This window comes from Mesorhizobium sp. P5_C1, from assembly GCF_054049815.1.
In genome coordinates this window covers 1-19299 of sequence record NZ_JBFULQ010000002.1, presented here as the reverse complement: position 1 = coordinate 19299, position 19299 = coordinate 1, and the positions used below count along the sequence as shown (strand labels likewise).

Annotated in this window: 21 protein-coding genes and 1 pseudogene; 6 read left to right on the top strand and 16 right to left on the bottom strand. The window is 63.2% G+C overall.

From position 1 onward, the window contains the following. Position 1: 1 nt before the first annotated feature. The 7 genes from ACXJ7R_RS00420 to ACXJ7R_RS00390 form a co-directional block, all read right to left on the bottom strand. Positions 2 to 2560 (bottom strand): ATP-binding protein, encoded by a 2559-nt coding sequence (locus tag ACXJ7R_RS00420; RefSeq protein ID WP_457150074.1) that lies wholly within the window; start codon positions 2558 to 2560, stop codon positions 2 to 4. Positions 2561 to 2760: 200 nt separating this feature from the next. After that, entirely contained in the window at positions 2761 to 4161 is a 1401-nt protein-coding gene (gene ahcY, locus ACXJ7R_RS00415; RefSeq protein WP_095083195.1) for an adenosylhomocysteinase, read from the bottom strand. A gap of 182 nt (positions 4162 to 4343) precedes the next feature. Then, positions 4344 to 4640 (bottom strand): HPr family phosphocarrier protein, encoded by a 297-nt coding sequence (locus tag ACXJ7R_RS00410; RefSeq protein WP_095083198.1) that lies wholly within the window; start codon positions 4638 to 4640, stop codon positions 4344 to 4346. Next, complete coding sequence (locus ACXJ7R_RS00405; RefSeq protein WP_056589309.1) at positions 4637 to 5038, bottom strand: PTS sugar transporter subunit IIA; 402 nt, start codon at positions 5036 to 5038, stop codon at positions 4637 to 4639. Before ACXJ7R_RS00405 ends, ACXJ7R_RS00410 begins: the two co-directional genes overlap by 4 nt. Before the next feature lie 164 nt (positions 5039 to 5202). Then, complete coding sequence (locus tag ACXJ7R_RS00400) at positions 5203 to 5664, bottom strand: HPr kinase/phosphorylase (RefSeq protein ID WP_457150073.1); 462 nt, start codon at positions 5662 to 5664, stop codon at positions 5203 to 5205. A 69-nt stretch (positions 5665 to 5733) separates the two neighbouring features. After that, complete coding sequence (locus ACXJ7R_RS00395; protein WP_457150072.1) at positions 5734 to 7518, bottom strand: stimulus-sensing domain-containing protein; 1785 nt, start codon at positions 7516 to 7518, stop codon at positions 5734 to 5736. Between the two features lie 143 nt (positions 7519 to 7661). Then, the gene (locus tag ACXJ7R_RS00390) at positions 7662 to 8363 is read right to left on the bottom strand and encodes a response regulator transcription factor (protein ID WP_013528337.1); all 702 of its coding nucleotides are present in this window, start codon (positions 8361 to 8363) and stop codon (positions 7662 to 7664) included. 342 nt (positions 8364 to 8705) lie between these two features. Between ACXJ7R_RS00390 and ACXJ7R_RS00385 the strand changes: the two genes are divergently transcribed. The 3 genes from ACXJ7R_RS00385 (at position 8706) to ACXJ7R_RS00375 (ending at position 11595) form a co-directional block, all read left to right on the top strand. Then, a complete protein-coding gene (locus tag ACXJ7R_RS00385) occupies positions 8706 to 10316 on the top strand; it encodes a phosphoenolpyruvate carboxykinase (RefSeq protein ID WP_457150071.1) in 1611 nt (536 codons plus the stop codon). A 91-nt stretch (positions 10317 to 10407) separates the two neighbouring features. Continuing rightward, the gene (arfB, locus tag ACXJ7R_RS00380; protein WP_457150070.1) at positions 10408 to 10845 is read left to right on the top strand and encodes an alternative ribosome rescue aminoacyl-tRNA hydrolase ArfB; all 438 of its coding nucleotides are present in this window, start codon (positions 10408 to 10410) and stop codon (positions 10843 to 10845) included. Positions 10846 to 10941: 96 nt separating this feature from the next. Then, the gene (locus ACXJ7R_RS00375; RefSeq protein WP_457150069.1) at positions 10942 to 11595 is read left to right on the top strand and encodes an alpha-ketoglutarate-dependent dioxygenase AlkB family protein; all 654 of its coding nucleotides are present in this window, start codon (positions 10942 to 10944) and stop codon (positions 11593 to 11595) included. A 37-nt stretch (positions 11596 to 11632) separates the two neighbouring features. Here ACXJ7R_RS00375 and coaA read toward each other — a convergent pair whose 3' ends face one another. From coaA to hisB, 9 genes are read right to left on the bottom strand one after another with little or no spacing between them, the layout of a single operon-like run. Beyond that, a complete protein-coding gene (gene coaA, locus ACXJ7R_RS00370) occupies positions 11633 to 12592 on the bottom strand; it encodes a type I pantothenate kinase (RefSeq protein ID WP_457150068.1) in 960 nt (319 codons plus the stop codon). Positions 12593 to 12616: 24 nt separating this feature from the next. Beyond that, a complete protein-coding gene (locus ACXJ7R_RS00365; RefSeq protein WP_457150067.1) occupies positions 12617 to 12940 on the bottom strand; it encodes a phosphoribosyl-ATP diphosphatase in 324 nt (107 codons plus the stop codon). A 33-nt stretch (positions 12941 to 12973) separates the two neighbouring features. Beyond that, positions 12974 to 13765 (bottom strand): imidazole glycerol phosphate synthase subunit HisF, encoded by a 792-nt coding sequence (hisF, locus tag ACXJ7R_RS00360; protein ID WP_095083224.1) that lies wholly within the window; start codon positions 13763 to 13765, stop codon positions 12974 to 12976. Continuing rightward, positions 13765 to 14601 (bottom strand): arginase family protein, encoded by an 837-nt coding sequence (locus ACXJ7R_RS00355; protein WP_457150066.1) that lies wholly within the window; start codon positions 14599 to 14601, stop codon positions 13765 to 13767. The genes hisF and ACXJ7R_RS00355 overlap by 1 nt, the downstream gene beginning before the upstream one ends. Further along, complete coding sequence (gene hisA, locus ACXJ7R_RS00350; RefSeq protein WP_095083228.1) at positions 14598 to 15347, bottom strand: 1-(5-phosphoribosyl)-5-[(5-phosphoribosylamino)methylideneamino]imidazole-4-carboxamide isomerase; 750 nt, start codon at positions 15345 to 15347, stop codon at positions 14598 to 14600. Before hisA ends, ACXJ7R_RS00355 begins: the two co-directional genes overlap by 4 nt. A gap of 2 nt (positions 15348 to 15349) precedes the next feature. After that, positions 15350 to 15640 (bottom strand): DUF1330 domain-containing protein, encoded by a 291-nt coding sequence (locus tag ACXJ7R_RS00345; protein ID WP_457150065.1) that lies wholly within the window; start codon positions 15638 to 15640, stop codon positions 15350 to 15352. Between the two features lie 6 nt (positions 15641 to 15646). Next, the gene (gene hisH / locus ACXJ7R_RS00340; RefSeq protein ID WP_457150064.1) at positions 15647 to 16297 is read right to left on the bottom strand and encodes an imidazole glycerol phosphate synthase subunit HisH; all 651 of its coding nucleotides are present in this window, start codon (positions 16295 to 16297) and stop codon (positions 15647 to 15649) included. 1 nt (position 16298) lies between these two features. Then, entirely contained in the window at positions 16299 to 16775 is a 477-nt protein-coding gene (locus ACXJ7R_RS00335) for a DUF2628 domain-containing protein (protein ID WP_457150063.1), read from the bottom strand. Between the two features lie 4 nt (positions 16776 to 16779). Then, the gene (gene hisB / locus ACXJ7R_RS00330; RefSeq protein ID WP_352879363.1) at positions 16780 to 17379 is read right to left on the bottom strand and encodes an imidazoleglycerol-phosphate dehydratase HisB; all 600 of its coding nucleotides are present in this window, start codon (positions 17377 to 17379) and stop codon (positions 16780 to 16782) included. A 212-nt stretch (positions 17380 to 17591) separates the two neighbouring features. Here hisB and hslV point away from each other — a divergent pair, with 212 nt between their 5' ends. From hslV to ACXJ7R_RS00315, 3 genes and pseudogenes are all read left to right on the top strand, one after another. Beyond that, on the top strand, positions 17592 to 18143 hold the full coding sequence (gene hslV, locus ACXJ7R_RS00325; protein WP_095084319.1) for an ATP-dependent protease subunit HslV: 552 nt from the start codon (positions 17592 to 17594) through the stop codon (positions 18141 to 18143). After that, positions 18133 to 18648, top strand: coding sequence for a GNAT family N-acetyltransferase (locus ACXJ7R_RS00320; RefSeq protein ID WP_457150062.1), 516 nt, complete (start codon positions 18133 to 18135; stop codon positions 18646 to 18648). Before hslV ends, ACXJ7R_RS00320 begins: the two co-directional genes overlap by 11 nt. Next, positions 18645 to 19299, top strand: a pseudogene (locus ACXJ7R_RS00315) (hypothetical protein); the annotation flags it as partial. The gene ACXJ7R_RS00320 and the pseudogene ACXJ7R_RS00315, both read left to right, overlap by 4 nt.

Genomic DNA, 19299 nt, shown 5'->3' with positions numbered 1-19299 from the left:
GCTACTCGGCCGCGGCGCGGATGCCCGGCATGTCGGGAAAGGTGCAGATGACGGTCGTGCCCTTGTCCTTGCCGGTTTCGATGCGAACGCTGCCGCCATGCAGCTCGACAAAGCTCTTGACGATCGACAGGCCGAGACCGGCACCGCGCCGGCGGCCGCCATTGGCACGCGGCTCAAAACGGCGGAACACCGAATCGAGCAGATCCGGCGGCATGCCGGGGCCGTCGTCATGAACCGAGAATTCCACCCCGTCCGCCAGATGGCGGCAGGTTAGCCGGATGGTGCTGGCTTCCGGCGCATAGTTGGCGGCGTTGCTGAGCAGATTGTAGAGGATCTGGCGGACGCGGATCTCGTCGCCGTGGAACGTCTTCGGCGCAGCAGTGGCGTCAACCTCGAGCCTGATCGAATGCTCTTCCAGCCGGTCGGCCACCAGTTCGGCCGCGGCCGCGATGGTACGCTCGACATGCACCTCTGAAATGTCGAGCTGCATGATGCCGGCGTCGACCGTCGCCAGGTCGAGGATGTCGTTGACGATGGTGAGCAGGACCGAGGAGGACGATCCGACATGCTCGACATATTCGCGCTGCTTCTGCGTCAGCGGACCGGTCGCCGGCAGCGACAGAAGTTCGGTGAAGCCGATGATGTTGGTCAGCGGCGAGCGCAATTCATAGGAGACGTGCTGGACGAATTCGTTCTTGAGCTGATCGGATTTCTGCAGCGCTTCGTTCTTGTCCTTCAGCGCCCGCTCGACGTTGACGCTGTCGGTGACGTCGACGAAGGTCATCATCACTTGCCCGTTGGGCAGCGGGATCATGGCGTAGCTCAGCACATTGCCGTTGTTGAGTTCGGTCTGGCCGTGACGGTCGCGGCGCTCGTCGTCGAACCCGGTGATGGCGGCAACGAAACCCGGCCAGGGACTGTCCGCCGCCGCCTGCCGGTCGCAAAGGTCGCGGATCGCGGACACGTGCACATTGGGCTTAGCCGCATCGCCGCTCAGGCCCCAGAGCTTGGCAAAGGCAGGGTTCGACAGACGAAGCCTGCCATCGGGGCCGAACACCGCCACGCCTTCGGCAAGATTGTCGAGCGTCTCGCCCTGCACCCGCACCGCTGTCTGGTAGCGGCTTTCGAGGTCCATCTTCTCGGTCAGGTTCTCGAACACCCAGGTCACGCCGCCCTTGGGCTGCGGGTTGGCGACGACGCGGATGGTCTTGCCGTCCGGCAGATGCCACCAATGTTCCTGCGATTCGACGGCGCGGTAAGCGCCGAGCAGGCCTTCCTTCCAGCGGCGCCATTCCGGCTGTTCGGCGATCTTGCCCGAGCTGCGCAGCCGGTCGAGCAGCAGAGCATTGTCGGGAGCGCTGTGCAGGAAGCCGCTGTCGAGGCCCCACAGCTTCTGGAAAGCCTGGTTGAAGAACCGCAATTTCTCGTCGGTGTCGAAAATGGCGACAGCCGTGTTTAGCTGGTCGAGCGTGTCGGCGTGGCTCCTGACGGTCCGTTCGTACTCGCTGCGAACGGTCTCGATGGCGCTGGTGTCGCAGGCAAGGCCGGCCGAGCCATCCGCACCGGCAAAGTCGGTGACCGCAAACATACGGCGGTCGCCTTCGATCACGGTGGAAAGCGACTGCTCGAAGACCGGATGCGTCTTGTGCTGGGCGGCAATCGCATCGCGTGCCTGGCCGCCGAGGAACTCCTTTGCCTCGCGAACCGCAGCTTCGGCACTTTCGGCTTCGACCGCATCGGCATAGGCCCGGTTGACCCACTTCAGCCGCCCATCCTCGCTGCGAAGCCATGCCGGCATGTTCAACGCGTCGAGCAGGCCGATCATCGTGTCATGGTCGGCCGCCAGCCGCTGGTTCTCGATCTTCAGCCTAGCCTGGCTGCGCTGCGTCTCCGAGAGCGAGACGAAACGTACCAGCACGTGGGCTGCGCTTTTGCGGCCATGCACTTCGAGCGGTGCGCCGGCCTGCGATTCGATGACGAGGTCGAAGTGTTTCGCCTTCTCGCGCAATCCCGCGACGGCATGTTCGAGCGCCGCCGCCGAACGCGGCATCAGCCAGCGGCCGAAAGCAAGGAAAGCGGCCCGGTCCTCGGGAGCACCGCTTTCGACGGGCAATGTGCCGATAAGTTCGGGCTTCTTGTTTTCCGCGGCCCAGACGACCAGGCGCTGGTCGCGCAGATTGAGCAGCGCCTCCGAGCGCCGCAGGGCCGCGTTGATGTCGGCGAGGCGGCTCCTGAGTTCGACATTGTCCGCCGAGGTGCGGGCTCTTTCGCGGATGAGAACGATGGCCGACAGAAGTGCCGCGCCGGTCACGCCGACAAACACTGCAAGCTGCATGACCTCGATCGCGCTGATCGACATCCCGGCCGTGGTCACGCCGGCGGCTTCGGCATGCGCAACCGCATAGGCCAAGGGGCAGGCAAAAGCGGATGTGGCAAGGAACAGTGCCGCGCGAGCACGCCATGACAGGCTTCCGCCGTGCAAGGCGGAGCCAGTAACCCCCGAATCGTCTTGGCCGCCGGAAACGGCCCGTCCCGCTCTGTGCGGGTGTTGCCCCGGCATGTCTTGGTCCTCTCCGCCGCCTGAATGCAAGACCGCCCTGATGCGTGCCTCTCTTGATCCCCTCTCGGGCCGGAAGCGTCGCGAATCACCTGACAATAAACCCTCGCCGAATCGCCGTGAAGGCTGGCGGCGCGCAAAAATAAAGCCGGGCGAAAAGTCAATCGCCCGGCATCAATATCTGGTAGCAATTTTAGCTTTGGTTAATAGCGGTAGTGTTCCGGCTTGAATGGACCCTGCTGGGTCACGCCGATATAGGCAGCCTGCTCACCGGACAACTCGGTCAGGCGGGCGCCAAGCTTGTCGAGATGCAGGCGCGCGACCTTTTCATCGAGATGCTTGGGCAGGACATAGACCTGGTTCGCGTACTGGCCGGGCTTGGTGTAGAGCTCGATCTGGGCCAGCACCTGGTTGGTGAACGAGGCCGACATGACGAAGCTCGGATGACCGGTGGCGTTGCCGAGATTGAGCAGCCGGCCTTCCGACAGCAGGATCATCCGCTTGCCGTCCGGGAAGGTGATCATGTCGACCTGCGGCTTGACGTTGGTCCATTTGAGATTGCGCAGCGCGGCCACCTGGATCTCGTTGTCGAAGTGACCGATGTTGCCGACGATCACCATGTCCTTCATCGAGCGCATGTGGTCGAGGGTGACGACGTCCTTGTTGCCGGTGGTGGTGATGACGATGTCGGCGGTGGGCGCCGCATCTTCCAGCGTGACGACTTCAAAGCCGTCCATCGCCGCCTGCAGGGCGCAGATCGGGTCGACCTCGGTGACCTTGACGCGGGCGCCGGCGCCCTTGAGCGAGGCCGACGAGCCCTTGCCGACGTCGCCGTAGCCGCAGACGACCGCGACCTTGCCGGCCATCATGGTGTCGGTGCCCCGACGGATGCCGTCGACCAGCGATTCCTTGCAGCCATATTTGTTGTCGAATTTCGACTTGGTGACCGAGTCGTTGACGTTGATGGCGGGGAAGGGCAGCAGGCCCTTCTTCTGCAACTGGTAAAGCCGGTTGACGCCGGTGGTCGTCTCTTCTGTGACGCCGCGGATCGCTGCCTTCTGCTTGGTGAAGAAGCCGGGCGAAGCCTTCAGGCGCTTCTTGACCTGGGCATAGAAGTATTCCTCTTCCTCGCTCTGCGGGTTGGACAGCACGTCCTCGCCGGCCTCGGCGCGGGCGCCGATCAGGATGTACATGGTGGCGTCGCCGCCATCATCGAGGATCATGTTGGAGGTGCCGCCGTCGGCCCACTGGAAGATCTTGTCGGTGTAGTCCCAATACTCCTCGAGCGACTCGCCCTTGACGGCGAACACCGGGATACCCGCCTCGGCGATGGCCGCGGCCGCATGGTCCTGGGTCGAGAAGATGTTGCAGGAAGCCCACCGGATATCGGCGCCGAGCGCCTTCAGCGTCTCGATCAGCACCGCCGTCTGGATGGTCATGTGCAGCGAGCCGGTGATGCGCGCGCCCTTCAGCGGCTTCTTGTCGCCGAATTCCTCGCGGCTGGCCATCAGGCCCGGCATTTCGGTTTCGGCGATCTCGATTTCCTTGCGGCCCCAGCCGGCAAGCGAGATGTCGGCGACCACATAGTCCTTGCTACCCGTCATGGCAGTGCTCCGATGCGAATTGTTCTTGCTGCGAATTGGTTGCGGATGCGCCCACGCCGGTCGGCGCGTCGAAGGGCGCGAATTCCCGGTCTGACTAGCAGATCGGCGCTCGGACGACAATGGGATATAAAGAAATCTTTATCCCTGCATGTCCATCGGACATGCTTTGGCGATGTAGAGGATCAGCTTTCCTCGCCGAAGCGGGACGCCACCAATTGCTCCAGCGCGTCGATGACCTGCAGCGCCTGCGGCCCGCTGGCGGTGACACGGATCGAGTAGCCCGGGCTTGCCGCCAGCATCATCAGGCCCATGATCGAGGTGCCGCCGACCTTGACGCCATCCTTCTCGACATGCACCGAAGCGTCGAAGCCGCTCGCCAGTTGGACGAATTTCGCCGAGGCGCGCGCGTGCAGGCCGCGCTGGTTGATGATGGGAAAGTCCCGGACGATCTGATCTTCTTCCGGGGACAGCGCGTTCATTTGCTGCTCAAAAGCTGGCTGGCGACGTTGATGTATTTGCGGCCGGCCGCCTGTGCCTCRTCGAGTGCGGCCGCCATGTTGTCGCCCTTGCGGATCGAGGAGAGCTTGATCAGCATCGGCAGGTTCATGCCGGCGATCACCTCGGTGCGGCCGGACTCCATCACCGAAATGGCAAGGTTGGAAGGGGTGCCGCCGAACATGTCGGTCAGCACGATGACGCCCGTTCCGGTGTCGACACGGGCGACGGCGTCGACGATGTCGCGACGACGCTGCTCCATATCGTCATCGGCGCCGATCGCAACGGTTTCGAAATTGTCTTGTGGCCCGACGACATGTTCCACGGCATGTCGGAACTCGGCGGCCAGTTGACCGTGCGTTACAAGCACGAGTCCGATCATTCTTTGGTGGCTCCCGTCATCGCCGCTTCACAGGCGCATATTATGCTCGCCAGCCATTCCAGGCGGCGGGAGCGCTATCTTGTCGACGCGCGGCCGGTTGACAAGCCCCAAATTGCGCCGGCCCATGCCATTTTGACGCATTGCAGCAAGAAATCCCAAGCGGATCATAGAAAAGGCGCGATCGACAGCCGCGCCATCACGGCGGGCAGGGCAGTGGCGGCGTTGCGCTCGGCAAGATCGATACGCGGTACCGGGCAGCCTGCGACCGGCTCGCTTATTTCCTCCTGGAAACGGGCCATGTCTGCCTTTGGCACCAGCCTCACATGCAGGTCGATCACTCCCCCCGGCTCGAACGGCAGCGGGCACGGCATGAACCCAGGTACTTCGGCGAGACCGGCGATGGTCGCCGGCACGCGACAGACCAGCCGCCCGGCGCGGGCTGCGGCAAGCAGCCTGTCATCGCCGATCAGCCGCGAGAACAGCCCGCGCGCGCGGCAATGGTCCAGGAGTGTCAGCGCCAGCGTCGTCTTGCCGGCGCCGGACGGCCCGGTGATAAGGACGCCGCGCTCGCCGATCAGGATCGCGGTTCCGTGAATGTTTTCAGGCTGCGCAGCCGGATCAGGCACGATCTTGGCCAATCATGCATTTTGAATGAAGCATGAACTTGCCCGAAAACCGCTTCCCACTTTCCGGGATCATGCTTCGGCCGGTAGCGTCACGACAAAACGCGCACCCTTGATTTCGCCGGGCTTGGTGCCGGGGATGTTCTCGGCGGTCAAGGTGCCGCCATGGGCCTCGACGATCTGCCTGGATATCGACAGGCCAAGACCCGAATTCTGGCCGAACGCCTCGCCTGCGGGCCGGTCGGTGTAGAAACGTTCGAAGATGCGGTCGATGTTGTCGGCGCGGATGCCGGGACCATTGTCGTCGACGGTGACGATGTTGAACTTGCCCGCACGGGCCAGCGATACGCTGATGTGGCCATGGTCCTCGGGAACGAAGGAGCGGGCGTTCTCGATCAGGTTGGTGATGACCTGGCCGATGCGCAGATCATGACCGACGACCACATAGCCTTTGACGCCCTGCGGCAGCTTGGCGACCTTGAACTCGATCTCGACGGCCTTCTTGTTGCGCGTGGCTTCACGCGAAACGGCAACGAGATCGGTGATGAATTTCTTCAGGTCGACCGTCCCTGCATCTTCACGCGCCAGTTCGGCATCAAGACGGGAGGCGTCGGAAATATCGGTGATCAGCCGGTCCAGCCGCCTGACATCGTGCTGGATAATGTCCATCAGCCGGCTGCGCGAATTGTCGTTCTTGGCCAGCGGCAAGGTTTCCACCGCGCTGCGTAGCGAGGTCAGCGGGTTCTTCAATTCGTGCGACACGTCTGCCGCGAAGCTTTCGATCGCCTCGATGCGGGCATAGAGCGCGTTGGTCATGTCGCGTATGGCGATCGACAGATTGCCGATCTCATCCTGGCGGTCGGAAAAGTCCGGGATTTCCTCGCGGCTCTTGACGCCGCGCCGCACCCGCACGGCCGCCGCCGACAGCCGGCGCAGCGGATTGGCGATGGTGGAAGCGAGCAGCATCGACAGGATGGCGGTGACAAGCGCCGCGATGCCGAACACGCGCAGGATCGCCTTGCGCTCGGCGGCGACGATCTTGTCGATATCGCCGCCTTCGGTCGACAGCATCAGCACGCCGAGGACGGCGCGGAAGCGCTGGATCGGCACCGCCACCGAAACGATCTGCTCGCCCTGTTCCGAGACGCGCACGATGGTCGACGGGCTGCCGGTGAGCGCCTTGACCACTTCCGGGAAAGCGGCGCCATTGCCGCCCGGCTGCTCGTGATAGACCGGCAGCTCGGTGTTGCGGAAGAAATCGAAGACGAATTTCTGGATGCGCTCGACCAGATCGGGCTCTTCCTCTTCGACTGGCGGTAGGTCGTAGCGCAGGATCTGGCCGCGCGAATAGAGATGGCGCGAATCGAGCAGCAGATTGGCGTCGCGGTCATAGATGCGGGCGCGCGTCCGGGTCGGCGAGATCAGCCTTCTCAGCACCGGCGCGACACGTTCCGGGTTGATCGGGAAGTCGAGATTGTCGAGCTGGTCGGAGCCCGGCCCGAGGCTTTCCCCGGCCTGCAGCTCGAGCAGCTTTTCCGGGTCGATGCTGATCGAATCCGTCTCGACCGTCGCCGACGCGGCGATGGCACCGGCGATGATCTCGCCCTGGGTCATCAGGCTCTCGACCCGGGCGTCGATCAGCCCGTCACGGAAGGTGTTGAGATAGAGGATGCCGGTGACAAGGACGGCCAGGCCGGCGAGGTTGAGGAAGAGGATACGCCGCGTCAGGCTGGAAAAGATATGATGGCCGAGGAAGCGGCGCATCGGCACCGTGATTTTCGACAGGAATGACGGCATGATACGCGACGGCCGCCTCGCAGCGCCCGCCGGTCTTGCTCGCTGTGCTTCCACTGCCATCGAATAGCAGCTCCCGCCTAGTCTTTGCCTTGATGCATGTCGTTGTCCCAAAACCGGGCCCACTTTTGGGCGACATGCATTACCTTGCTTTGACGCATGTCGTTATCCCAAAACCGGGATCACTTTGGGCGACATGGATCGACTTACGCTTCGCGGAACCGGTATCCGACTCCGTAAAGGGTTTCGATCATCTCGAAGTCGTCGTCGACGGCCTTGAACTTCTTGCGCAGCCGCTTGATGTGGCTGTCGATGGTCCGGTCGTCGACATAGACCTGTTCATCATAGGCCGAATCCATCAGCGCATCACGGCTTTTTACGACACCAGGTCGCTGCGCCAGCGAGTGCAGGATCAGGAACTCGGTGACGGTCAACGTCACCGGCTCGCCCTTCCAGGTGCAGGTGTGGCGCTCCTGGTCCATGACCAGCTGGCCGCGCTCGAGCGACCGGGCCTGCTGGCTGGGCGTCTTTGCCGCGGCCTCGCGGGCACTGGCACGGCGCAGCACGGCGCGCACCCGCTCGACCAGCAGACGCTGCGAGAACGGCTTGCGGATGAAATCGTCGGCGCCCATCTTGAGGCCGAACAATTCGTCGATCTCGTCGTCCTTTGAGGTCAGGAAGATCACCGGAAGGTCGGACTTCTGGCGCATCCGGCGCAGCAGTTCCATGCCATCCATGCGCGGCATCTTGATGTCGAGGATGGCAAGGTTCGGCGGGCGTGCCGCCAGCCCTTCCAGCGCAGACGCACCATCCGTGTAGGTCTCGACGCGGTACCCCTCGGATTCGAGGGCGATCGACACCGATGTCAGAATGTTGCGGTCGTCATCGACAAGCGCGATTGTTGCCATTTCAAGCGGCTCCCTCATGAGCTGTCCCTTCTTTCGTAGAGAAGGGGCTTTTGCAGGACAAATTAGGTACAAAATGTGGCATAGGCCTTATCCGCTGTCACGCGCGGCTTGCCGGCGGCCACAATCCTACCCCGATATGGATTGGACGAACGAACACTGCCAATCCTTTGGGCAACCACCAAAGTTTTCGCACATATAAACGATTTAAACAACTTTCAAAATTTTTAAATCGATTAATGATTTGATATCATTTGGCTTTTCTGGTTCTGACGATCTCAGCCTGCTTGTGGGCATGCCGGAATATACGCCGGCAAAGACGCGGAAAACGAAGAGGGACACTTGATGTCGGAAGTCGGAAAACGCAATTCTGCCTGTGCGATCGATCATATCGGCCTGAAGACCACCGGCGTGGTGCGCTATAATTTCGGCGCGGCAGCCCTTTACGAGGAATCGATCCGGCGCGGCGAAGCCCGGCTCACCGCACATGGCGCACTGGTCGCCGAGACCGGCCAGCACACCGGTCGCTCGCCCAAGGACAAATTCGTCGTGCGCGACGGCGCAACCGAGCCGCATATCTGGTGGGACAACAACAAGGCGATCTCGCCGGCCCAGTTCGACCTTCTGCTTGCCGATTTCCGCGCGCATGCCGCGGACAAGGATCTTTACGTGCAGGATCTGGTCGGCGGCGCCGACGCAGGGCTGAAACTGCCGACCCGGGTGGTTACCGAAGTCGCCTGGCACTCGCTGTTCATCCGCAATCTGCTCATCCGCCCGGATGCCGCCGAGCTCGAGCATTTCGTGCCCGAGATGACCATCATCGACCTGCCGTCGTTCCGTGCCGATCCCGCCCGCCACGGCAGCCGTACCGAAACGGTGATCGCTGTCGACCTGACGCGCAAGATCGTGCTGATCGGCGGCACCTCCTATGCCGGCGAGATGAAGAAGTCGGTGTTCACCATGCTCAACTATCTGTTGCCGGCGAAAGGCGTGATGCCGATGCATTGCTCGGCCAACGAGGGTGCGAGCGGCGACGCCGCCGTCTTCTTCGGCCTGTCGGGGACCGGCAAGACCACGCTGTCGGCCGATCCGTCGCGCACGCTGATCGGCGACGACGAGCATGGCTGGGGACCGCACGGCATCTTCAATTTCGAAGGCGGCTGCTACGCCAAGACGATCAAGCTGTCGGCGGAAGCCGAGCCGGAAATCTTCGCCACCACGCAGCGCTTCGGCACAGTGCTGGAAAATGTCGTGCTCGACGCCGACGGCGTGCCGGATTTCAACGATGGAAGGCTCACCGAAAACACGCGCTGCGCCTATCCGCTGGATTTCATCCCCAATGCCAGCAAGACGGGACGCGCCAATCATCCGAAGAACATCATCATGCTGACCGCCGATGCCTTCGGCGTGATGCCGCCGATCGCCCGGCTGACCCCGGCGCAGGCGATGTATCATTTTCTGTCCGGCTACACCGCCAAGGTGGCCGGAACCGAAAAGGGCGTGACCGAACCCGAAGCGACGTTTTCGACCTGCTTTGGCGCGCCGTTCATGCCGCGCCATCCCTCGGAATACGGCAATTTGCTGCGCGAACTGATTGCCCGCCACGACGCCGACTGCTGGCTGGTCAACACCGGCTGGACCGGCGGCGCCTACGGTACCGGCAAGCGGATGCCGATCAAGGCAACGCGGGCATTGCTTGCGGCGGCACTCGACGGCTCGCTGAAGGCGGCCGAGTTCCGCACCGACCCTCATTTCGGTTTCGAGGTGCCGGTGGCGGTTCGCGGCGTCGACAGCGCCATTCTCGACCCGCGGTCGACCTGGGCCGACAAGGCGGGTTACGACCGGCAGGCGACAAGGCTGGTCGGCATGTTCGCCGTCAACTTCGAGAAATTCGAAAGCCATGTCGACGCCGTAGTGCTGGGTGCCGCGCCACGCATGCAGGAAGCGGCGGAGTAATCACGTCATTGGGCTGAACTCAGCCTGTCGTTGAAAGGCCCGGTTTCGATCGGGCCTTTTCTTTTTCGATCCGCCGCGCCATGACTGCGGCATGGCGAGCGACGACGACATCATCATTGCCGACGATGCGGTGATCCACCCGGGCGACCTGCACGAGGACTTCATCCGCTCGTCCGGTCCGGGCGGCCAGAACGTCAACAAGGTGGCGACGGCGGTGCAGCTGCGCTTCGACGCGGCCAACGCAGCAGGCCTTTCGGAGCGCGTGCGCGAGCGGACGATCAAGCTTGCCGGCCAGCGTGCCACCAAGGACGGCGTCATCGTCATCGAGGCAAGCCGCTTCCGCACGCAGGAACAGAACCGGGCGGACGCACGGGCAAGGCTAACGGCGCTGGTCGCCAAGGCCGCCGAGCCGCCACCGCCGCCACGCAAGAAGACGCGGCCGTCGAAGGGCGCGGTGGAGCGGCGGCTGAAGAGCAAGGCCGGACGCGGCACGATCAAGAAACTGCGCGGCCGGGTCGGCGACGACTAAGCCGTCGGAAGCGTCTGGACATACGGTTTTCGGGTCGCTGCGGGTGACCCGTCATGGCATCATGTTTTCGCACGACCAATGTGATTGAACAGCCTCATGCTCGYCCTGCCCAAAGGCGTCCGCCACATGCCGGCCTATCTGTCTCGCACCGTGCAGGAAACGCTGGTCGAGGCGGTGAGAGGCATCGTGCAGCAGGCGCCGCTGTTCGTGCCGGCGATGCCACGCACCGGCAAGGAGATGAGCGTGCGGATGACCAATTGCGGTCCGCTCGGTTGGGTCACCGACAAGGAGCATGGCTATCGCTACCAGCCGACGCATCCGGTGACCGGATTGCCGTGGCCGTCAATTCCGGACGGGCTGCTCGAGCTGTGGCGGCAGGTGTCGGGCTACCCACATCCGCCGGAAGCGTGCCTGGTCAATTTCTATACCCCGGAGGCCAAAATGGGCCTGCATCAGGACCGCGACGAGGCCGATTTTTCGGCACCGGTGGTTTCCGTTTCGCTGGGCGACGATTGCCTGTTCAGGGTCGGCCAGACGACGCGTGAGGGGGCGACGAGGTCGTTCAGGCTGAAAAGCGGCGACGTCGTGGTGCTCGGCGGCGAAGGACGCCTCAGCTTTCACGGCGTCGACCGCATCTACCCCTCGACCTCGGCACTGCTGAAGAATGGCGGCCGCATCAATCTGACGCTGCGGCGGGTGACGAAGCCAACCGCCGCCGCGACGAGCGACGTCTCAAGAGAAGGCCAATAGGCAATTCCAAGAAATTGACGCGCTGGGCGGACGTTCGTCACAGCTTCCTGAGCGCCACTTCCTCGATCAGGTGATCGGCGCCCTTGCGCAGGATGAGGTCGGCGCGAGCCCGCGTCGGCAGGATGTTCTCACGCAAATTTTTCAGATTGATGTTGGTCCAAAGGCCTTCGGCGATGGCGCGGGCCGAATCCTCCGAGAGCTGCGAATAGCGGTGAAAAAAGGAATCCGGATTGCGGAAGGCGGTCTCGCGCAACCGCATGAAACGGGCGGTGTACCATTGATGGATCAGTTTCTCGTCGGCATCGATATAGATGGCGAAGTCGAAGAAGTCCGACAGGAAGGGCACGATCTTGCCGTCCTGCGGCAGCTTGCCGGGCTGCAGGACATTGATGCCTTCGAAGATCAGGATGTCTGGGCGGTCGATGGTGACGAACTCGCCGGGAATGACGTCATAGGTCAGGTGCGAATAGACCGGCGCGCGGACATTGCGCTGCGCCGACTTGATGCCGGACAGGAAGCGCAGCAGCGCGCCGACATCGTAGCTATCGGGAAAACCCTTGCGCTCCATCAAATTTTCGCGGCGCAGCACCTCGTTGGGCAGCAGGAAGCCGTCGGTGGTGATGAGATCGACCTTGGGGCTCGACGGCCAGCGCGCAAGCAACTCCTTCAACACGCGCGCGGTGGTCGATTTGCCGACCGCGACGGAGCCGGCAATGCCGATGATGAACGGCGTCTTTTCCACGTCGACCGCGTTGAAGAAGGCCTGGCGTTGCCTGAACAGCAGCTGGCTCGCTTCGACATGCGCCGATAAGAGCCGCGACAGCGAGAGGTAGATGCGCTTGACCTCTTCGAGGTCGACCGGGTCGTTGAGCGAGCGCAGGCGGCGSAATTCATCCTCGCTCAGCGTCAGCGGCGTGTCGGCGCGGAATTGCGACCATTGCTCGGCGGAGAAGAAACGAAAGGGAGAATATTTCTCGGTCGGCGCGAGCTGATCCATCGAGATACCTGCCCTCCCTCACGGTCAGCCCTTGGGCCGTGACGCCTTCTCGGCAATGCCCGAACGACCGGTGCGGTCTTCGAGTTCCCTGAGCACGCCGCTCAACGGAACCCCTGAGATGCCGAGAACGACGAGCCAATGATATATAAGATCGGCACTTTCCGAAACGAGAGCCTGTTTGTCGCCCTTGACGGCGGCAATCACCGTCTCGACCGCCTCTTCGCCGAGCTTCTGCGCCGCCTTGTCGATGCCGCGTGCGAACAGCTTTGCCGTCCAAGACTCCGGGTCACCGGAATGGGCGCGTTCCCTGACGATTTTTTCCAGATCGGAGAGCGAAAACTCGGTCATGGCGCCTAGAGCCTTTTCTTAGCCGGAAAGCCTCTAGGGCCGATCCGCGGGCGAGTCCAGCCGCATCGGCAGCCCGGCCTGGGCCATATGCGCCTTGGCCTGCCCTATCGTGTAGGTGCCGAAATGGAAGATCGAAGCGGCCAGCACCGCGCCGGCATGACCGTCGCGAATGCCTTCGACCATGTGATCGAGCGTGCCGACGCCGCCGGAAGCGATGACCGGCGCGCGCACCGCATCCGCAATCGCACGGGTCAGTGCGATGTCGTAGCCAGCCTTGGTGCCATCCCGGTCCATCGAGGTCAGCAGGATTTCGCCGGCGCCGCGATCGACCATCAGCCGAGCGAATTCGACCGCATCGATGCCGGTTTTTTCGCGCCCGCCATGGGTGAAGATCTCCCAGCGGTCGGCTTCGCCGGCGCCGGATACTTTCTTGGCGTCGATGGCGACGACGATGCACTGGTTGCCGAACTTGTCGGCGGCCTCGGCGACGAAATCCGGGTTCTTCACCGCCGCCGTGTTGATCGACACCTTGTCGGCGCCGGCCAAAAGCAGCTTCCTGATGTCGGCGACCTGGCGCACGCCACCGCCGACCGTCAGCGGCATGAAGCACTGTTCGGCGGTGCGGGCGACGACGTCGAAGATGGTCTCGCGATTGTCCGATGAAGCCGTTATGTCGAGGAAGCAGAGCTCGTCGGCGCCGGCCGCGTCGTAGGCCTTGGCCGCCTCGACCGGATCGCCGGCGTCGATGAGATCGACGAAGTTGACGCCCTTGACGACACGGCCGTTCTTGACGTCGAGGCACGGAATGACACGGGCTTTCAGCATCACCTTCCCTCTATCGTGGCGATGAGATCGTTGAGCAGCTGGCCGACCAGCGGTGGAACATCGCCCTTGGCGTCGAAGGCCGGATCGTAGGCGGAAACGGTGATGCCGACGACCGGCAACGCAAGCGCCATGGTGCAAGCCGCGCCGCGCAGCTGTTCCGGGTTCGGCCCGCCCGAACTGACGTAACGGTTGGCCTGCAGTTCCTCCGGATCGTGCACGTCCAGATCGAGATGCATGTGAATGCGTTTGGCGCCGGCGGCCTTCAGCTTTTCGGTCGCCTGGGCCACTCCAGGACATTCCGTTCGAAGGATCGGCAATGTCTCGAGAAGCTGTTTTTCAGCCGGATCGAGATCGCGTGCGTTGACGAGCACGCAACGTGACGGATCGATCGGCTGGAAGCCGGGAATGGCCGCCGCCATCGGGCGCCAGCACAGGCCGAGCACGGTCGCCAGCGCCATGCCGTCGAGAAAGCCATAGACGGATGTCTCGGGCGTGTTGAGATCGCCATGCTGGTCGGCCCAGATGATCGCATCGGCACCTTCGCCAGCGACCGCGCCGGCGCTGGTCAGGCAATTTCCTGAGAGAACGATGGGAAAGCGGCCGCTGTCGCGAGCAAGGCGAACCATGGCGGCTACCGCGTTGCAGACGGCAAAGCCGGTGGCGATTTCGCGCTCCTGGACGTCGCCTACCCTGCCTATGTCTTCGACGACAACGTGATGACCGGCTATGGTCAGGGCTTCGACCAGCCCGCCGGATATCAACGCATCGGGACCCTGGCCCATGCCGCCATGATAGTGGCCGCTGTCATAGGACGCCAGGACGATGGAGATCTTCACCGCTGCGTCTCCACCGCCGGCCTGCCTTGCAGGATCGCCAGCGCCTCGGCCGGATCGATGCGGCCGTCATAGAGCGCCCGGCCGGAGATCGCGCCTTCGAGCTTCTGCGCATCGGGCATGGTCATACGCACGATGTCGGCGATCGAGGCGAGGCCGCCGGACGCAATGACGGGAATGGACACGGCGTCGGCGAGGTCGATGGTGGCATCCCAGTTGATGCCGGTCAGCACGCCGTCGCGGTCGATGTCGGTGTAGATGATGGCGGCGACGCCGGCACCTTCGAATTTCTTCGCCAGTTCGATAACACCGAGGCTCGATGCCTCGGCCCAGCCCTCGACGGCGACCTTGCCGCCCTTGGCGTCAATGCCGACGGCCACCTTGCCAGGAAAAGCCTTGCAGGCCTGCTTGACCAGATCGGGATCGCGCACCGCCACCGTGCCGAGGATGACACGGGCGAGCCCGCGGTCGAGCCAGTCTTCGATCTGCTCCAGCGTGCGGATGCCACCGCCGAGCTGGACCGGGTTCTTGGTCGCCTTGAGGATGGCTCCGACCGCCGCGCTGTTGACGCTCTGGCCCTTGAAGGCGCCATTGAGGTCGACGACATGCAGCCATTCGAAGCCCTGTTGCTCGAAGGCTTTTGCCTGGGCGGCCGGGTCGTCGTTGTAGATGGTCGCGGTCGCCATGTCGCCGTGCTTCAGGCGCACGCACTGGCCGTCCTTGAGATCGATGGCTGGAAACAGGATCAATTTCAGGCGCCTTCAACGATGACGAAATGGCCGGTCGAGGCGGCGAGCCGGAACTTCGAGGCGTGCTGATATTCCGGCGAATGATAGCATTCGACCGCCTTGTCGTAGGATTCGAACTCGACCAGCACATGACGGTTGCCGGTCGGTCCTTCGGGATTCTCGTAGCGACCGGCCCGCACCGGGAATTTCGCGCCGTATTTCGCAAAGGCCACCGCATTCGCCTCGATGTACTGCTTGTACATTTCGGGATCGCGGACATCGATCATAGCCATCCAGTAGCCCTTCTTGCTCATGATTCTTCAGGGCCTCCAGCGCAGGAAATTGGTGATCAGCGCCAGGCCCAGCGCCTGGCTCTTTTCGGGATGGAACTGCGTGCCGACGAGATTGTCGCGGGCGACGGTGGCCGTCACCGGGCCGCCATAGTCGGCGACCGCCAGAACCTCGTCGGACTTCTGCGCATCCAGATGGTAGGAATGCACGAAATACGCATGCAGTCCGCTGTTTCCGGTCGGAATGCCCGCAAACAGTGGGTGTTGACGCTTGAGTTCGATCGTGTTCCAGCCGATCTGCGGGATCTTCAGCGCCGGATCGGCCGGCATGATCTCCTTGACGTCGCCGGCGATCCAGCCAAAGCCGTGGGTCACGGTCTTTTCCAGGCCGCGCTCGGACATCAGCTGCATGCCGACGCAGATGCCCAGAAAAGGCCGGCCCTTGAGGATCGCGACTTCCTCGACCGCTTCCCACATGCCGGCGACGGCGCGCAAGCCGGCCGCGCAGTCGGCATAGGCACCGACGCCGGGCAGGACGATGCGGTCGGCGGTGCGGACCCGTTCGGCGTCGGCGGTCAGATCGATTTCAGCCGATATGCCGGCTTCACGCGCGGCGCGCTCGAAGGCCTTGGTGGCCGAGCGCAGATTGCCCGAGCCGTAGTCGATAATCGCAACCCGCATGTCAGGGTCTTCCCGGAATGTGAGTCAGCCCCAGCGCCATGCCCGGCTGCGCCGGGCGCGCCAAGGCGGCATCCGGGACCATGCGCGGCGCCGGCACGGCTTGATCCGAAAATGCTTCCGCCTCCAACGCGTAGCGCCCGTCGGCATCGTCGAGCCGACCGGCCTCGACCACGCCCCATTCATGCCAGCCGCGGCGGCGAAGTGCCGCGATGCGCAGCCCCTGCCCCTCCAACCCGACATAGAGTGAAACCAGCAGCGACAGCAGCGAACCGGTCAGGCCGAGGCCGAGCTTTTGGCCAAGCAATGAAAGCAGGGCCGCGACGACGAAGGCGAGCGCGGCTTCGATCCACAGCCGATGCCAGGCAAACCAAAGCGGCGGCACCAGGAAGCCGAGCCAGGTGAAGCCGTCGCGGACAAAGGCCGTTGCGTCGGCCTTCTCGCTGCGACCGGGCGGTTCCATCACGACATAGATGGCCATGACCTTATCCCTTCAACGATCCCTTGGTGGAGGGGACCGCGTCCGGCTGGCGCGGGTCGCGTTCGAGCGCTGTGCGCAGCGCACGTGCCACCGCCTTGAAGCAGGTCTCGGCGATGTGGTGGTTGTTGGCGCCATAGTGGTTGGTGACGTGCAGCGTGATGCCGGCATTCTGTGCCAGCGCCTGGAAGAATTCACGCACAAGTTCGGTGTCGAACGTGCCTATCTTCGGCGACGAGAAGGAAACGTTCCAGACCAGGAACGGCCGGCCGGACACGTCGATCGCCGCGCGCGTCAGCGTCTCGTCCATGGCAAGGTCGATCGAGGCATAGCGCATGATGCCGCGCCGTTCGCCGAGTGCCTTGGCCAGCGCCTGGCCGAGCGCGATGCCGGTGTCCTCGACGGTGTGGTGGTCGTCGATATGCAGATCGCCCTTGGCCCGGACCGTCATGTCGATCAGGGAATGGCGCGACAGCTGATCCAGCATATGGTCGAAGAAACCGACGCCCGTCGAAATGTCTGACTTGCCCGAGCCGTCGACATGGACCGATACAGCGATATCGGTTTCCTTGGTCTTGCGGCTTGCTTCGGCGGAACGGGGCGACATGATCTTGTCCTTGTCCCAGGGTTTGACGCGTTCCAAGCCTTCGCCGGCTTGAAAACGAAAGCCTTCTAGCAGCATGATCCGGCGATTGCCAGTTGCCATCCGGGTCGCTATCGAGCCGTTTGCAATCACCAGGCCCATGCATACATATGGCCGATCAAGTCACTCGTACCGCGCCAATCGCCTTTTGGGATGGCGCGAATCGGAGCCAGGAAATGTCTGATAATCTGACCATGCACGCCACGACCATCGTGACGGTGCGCAAGGGCAACAAGGTGGTGATTGCCGGCGACGGCCAGGTCAGCCTTGGCCAGACCATCATGAAGGGCAACGCCAAGAAAGTGCGCCGCATCGGCAAGGGCGGCAATGTGATTGCCGGTTTCGCCGGCGCCACTGCCGATGCCTTCACGCTGCTGGAGCGGCTGGAAGCCAAGCTCGAACAATATCCCGACCAGCTGACGCGCGCCTGTGTCGAGCTCGCCAAGGACTGGCGTACCGACCGCTATCTGCGTCGGCTGGAAGCGATGATGCTGGTTGCCGACAAGTCGACCTCACTGGCGCTGACCGGCACCGGCGACGTGCTCGAACCCGAATATGGCGTCATGGCCATCGGCTCCGGCGGCAACTACGCGCTGGCCGCCGCACGCGCGCTGATGGACACCGACAAGGACGCCGAGGAGATCGCCCGCAAGGCGATGCAGATCGCGTCCGACATCTGCGTGTACACCAACAACAACTTCGTCGTCGAAACGCTCGATGCCGGTTGATCCGGCCATCCTTTATGATTTTCGGCCGGTGACCGAGAAAGACCTGCCGATGATCGCCGGCTGGCTCGCCGAGCCGCATGTCGCGCAGTGGTGGGACGACCCCGAGACGGAAATCGCCGAGATTCGCGACCATATCGACAGCATTTCCGTCGAGCCGCTGATCGTCGAACTCGACGGCAAGCCGATCGCCTACCTGCAGAGCTACGACCCGCATCTGGAAGACGACCACCCCTATGCCGACCAGCCGTTCGGCACACTCGGCATCGACCTGTCGATCGGCCTGCCGGAGCTGATCGGCCTCGGCCACGGCTCGGCGATCGTGCGGCAATTCGTCGAGCAGCTGTTCGAGGAAGGCGTGCCGCGCGTCATCATCGACCCGCATCCGAACAATGCACCAGCGATCCGCGCTTATGAGAAAGCCGGCTTTGTCGCCTTTGACACCCGGACAACGGAATACGGGCCAGCCCTGATGATGGCGCGCGAAGCACCACAGGAGGCCGGTTGATCAGCGCTGAAACACTCGACAAGGCAGTCGCAGCAGGTGTGATCTCGCAAATCACGCGGGATCAGCTGGAGGTCATGGAACGCGCCGTCGCTCTCACCCCCGAGGGCAGGCGCGCCGATGACGATGGTGACGAGGAAAACCTGCGGCTGGTCGGCGGCGGCAACGATCTGTTCGTCACCGTGGGAACAGTCCTGCTCAGCGCCGGCTTCTTCTTTGTCCTCACCACCTTGCTTCCAGGCCAGACATTCTGGATCGCTGGCATCCTCGCGGTTTTCGCCTGGGGGCTCGCCGAAATTGTCACGCGTCAGCACCGGATGAAATTATCGTCGTCCGTGCTTGCGCTGATTTTCATGACCGCCATTCTGGTCGCTCTGGCGCTACACGTGGAGGCCAGCTTCGGCATACGCAAGCCGGAGACTATCTGGCAGCTATTGGCGTTGCGCCAGACAGCGTCCCGGGCCGGATATCTGTTCCTGGGCGGAGGAATAATCGCGGCGGCGATCTATTTCTGGCGCTTTCGCGTCCCCATCATTGCCGGGGCTATCGCCATCGCGTTCACACTGCTTGCCTTCCTGCAAACGGCGATAATCCTCTATGACAGTGTGACAACGGGCGCGATTGCGCCGCCGCGCCTTGAGGATGTTCCCGAAT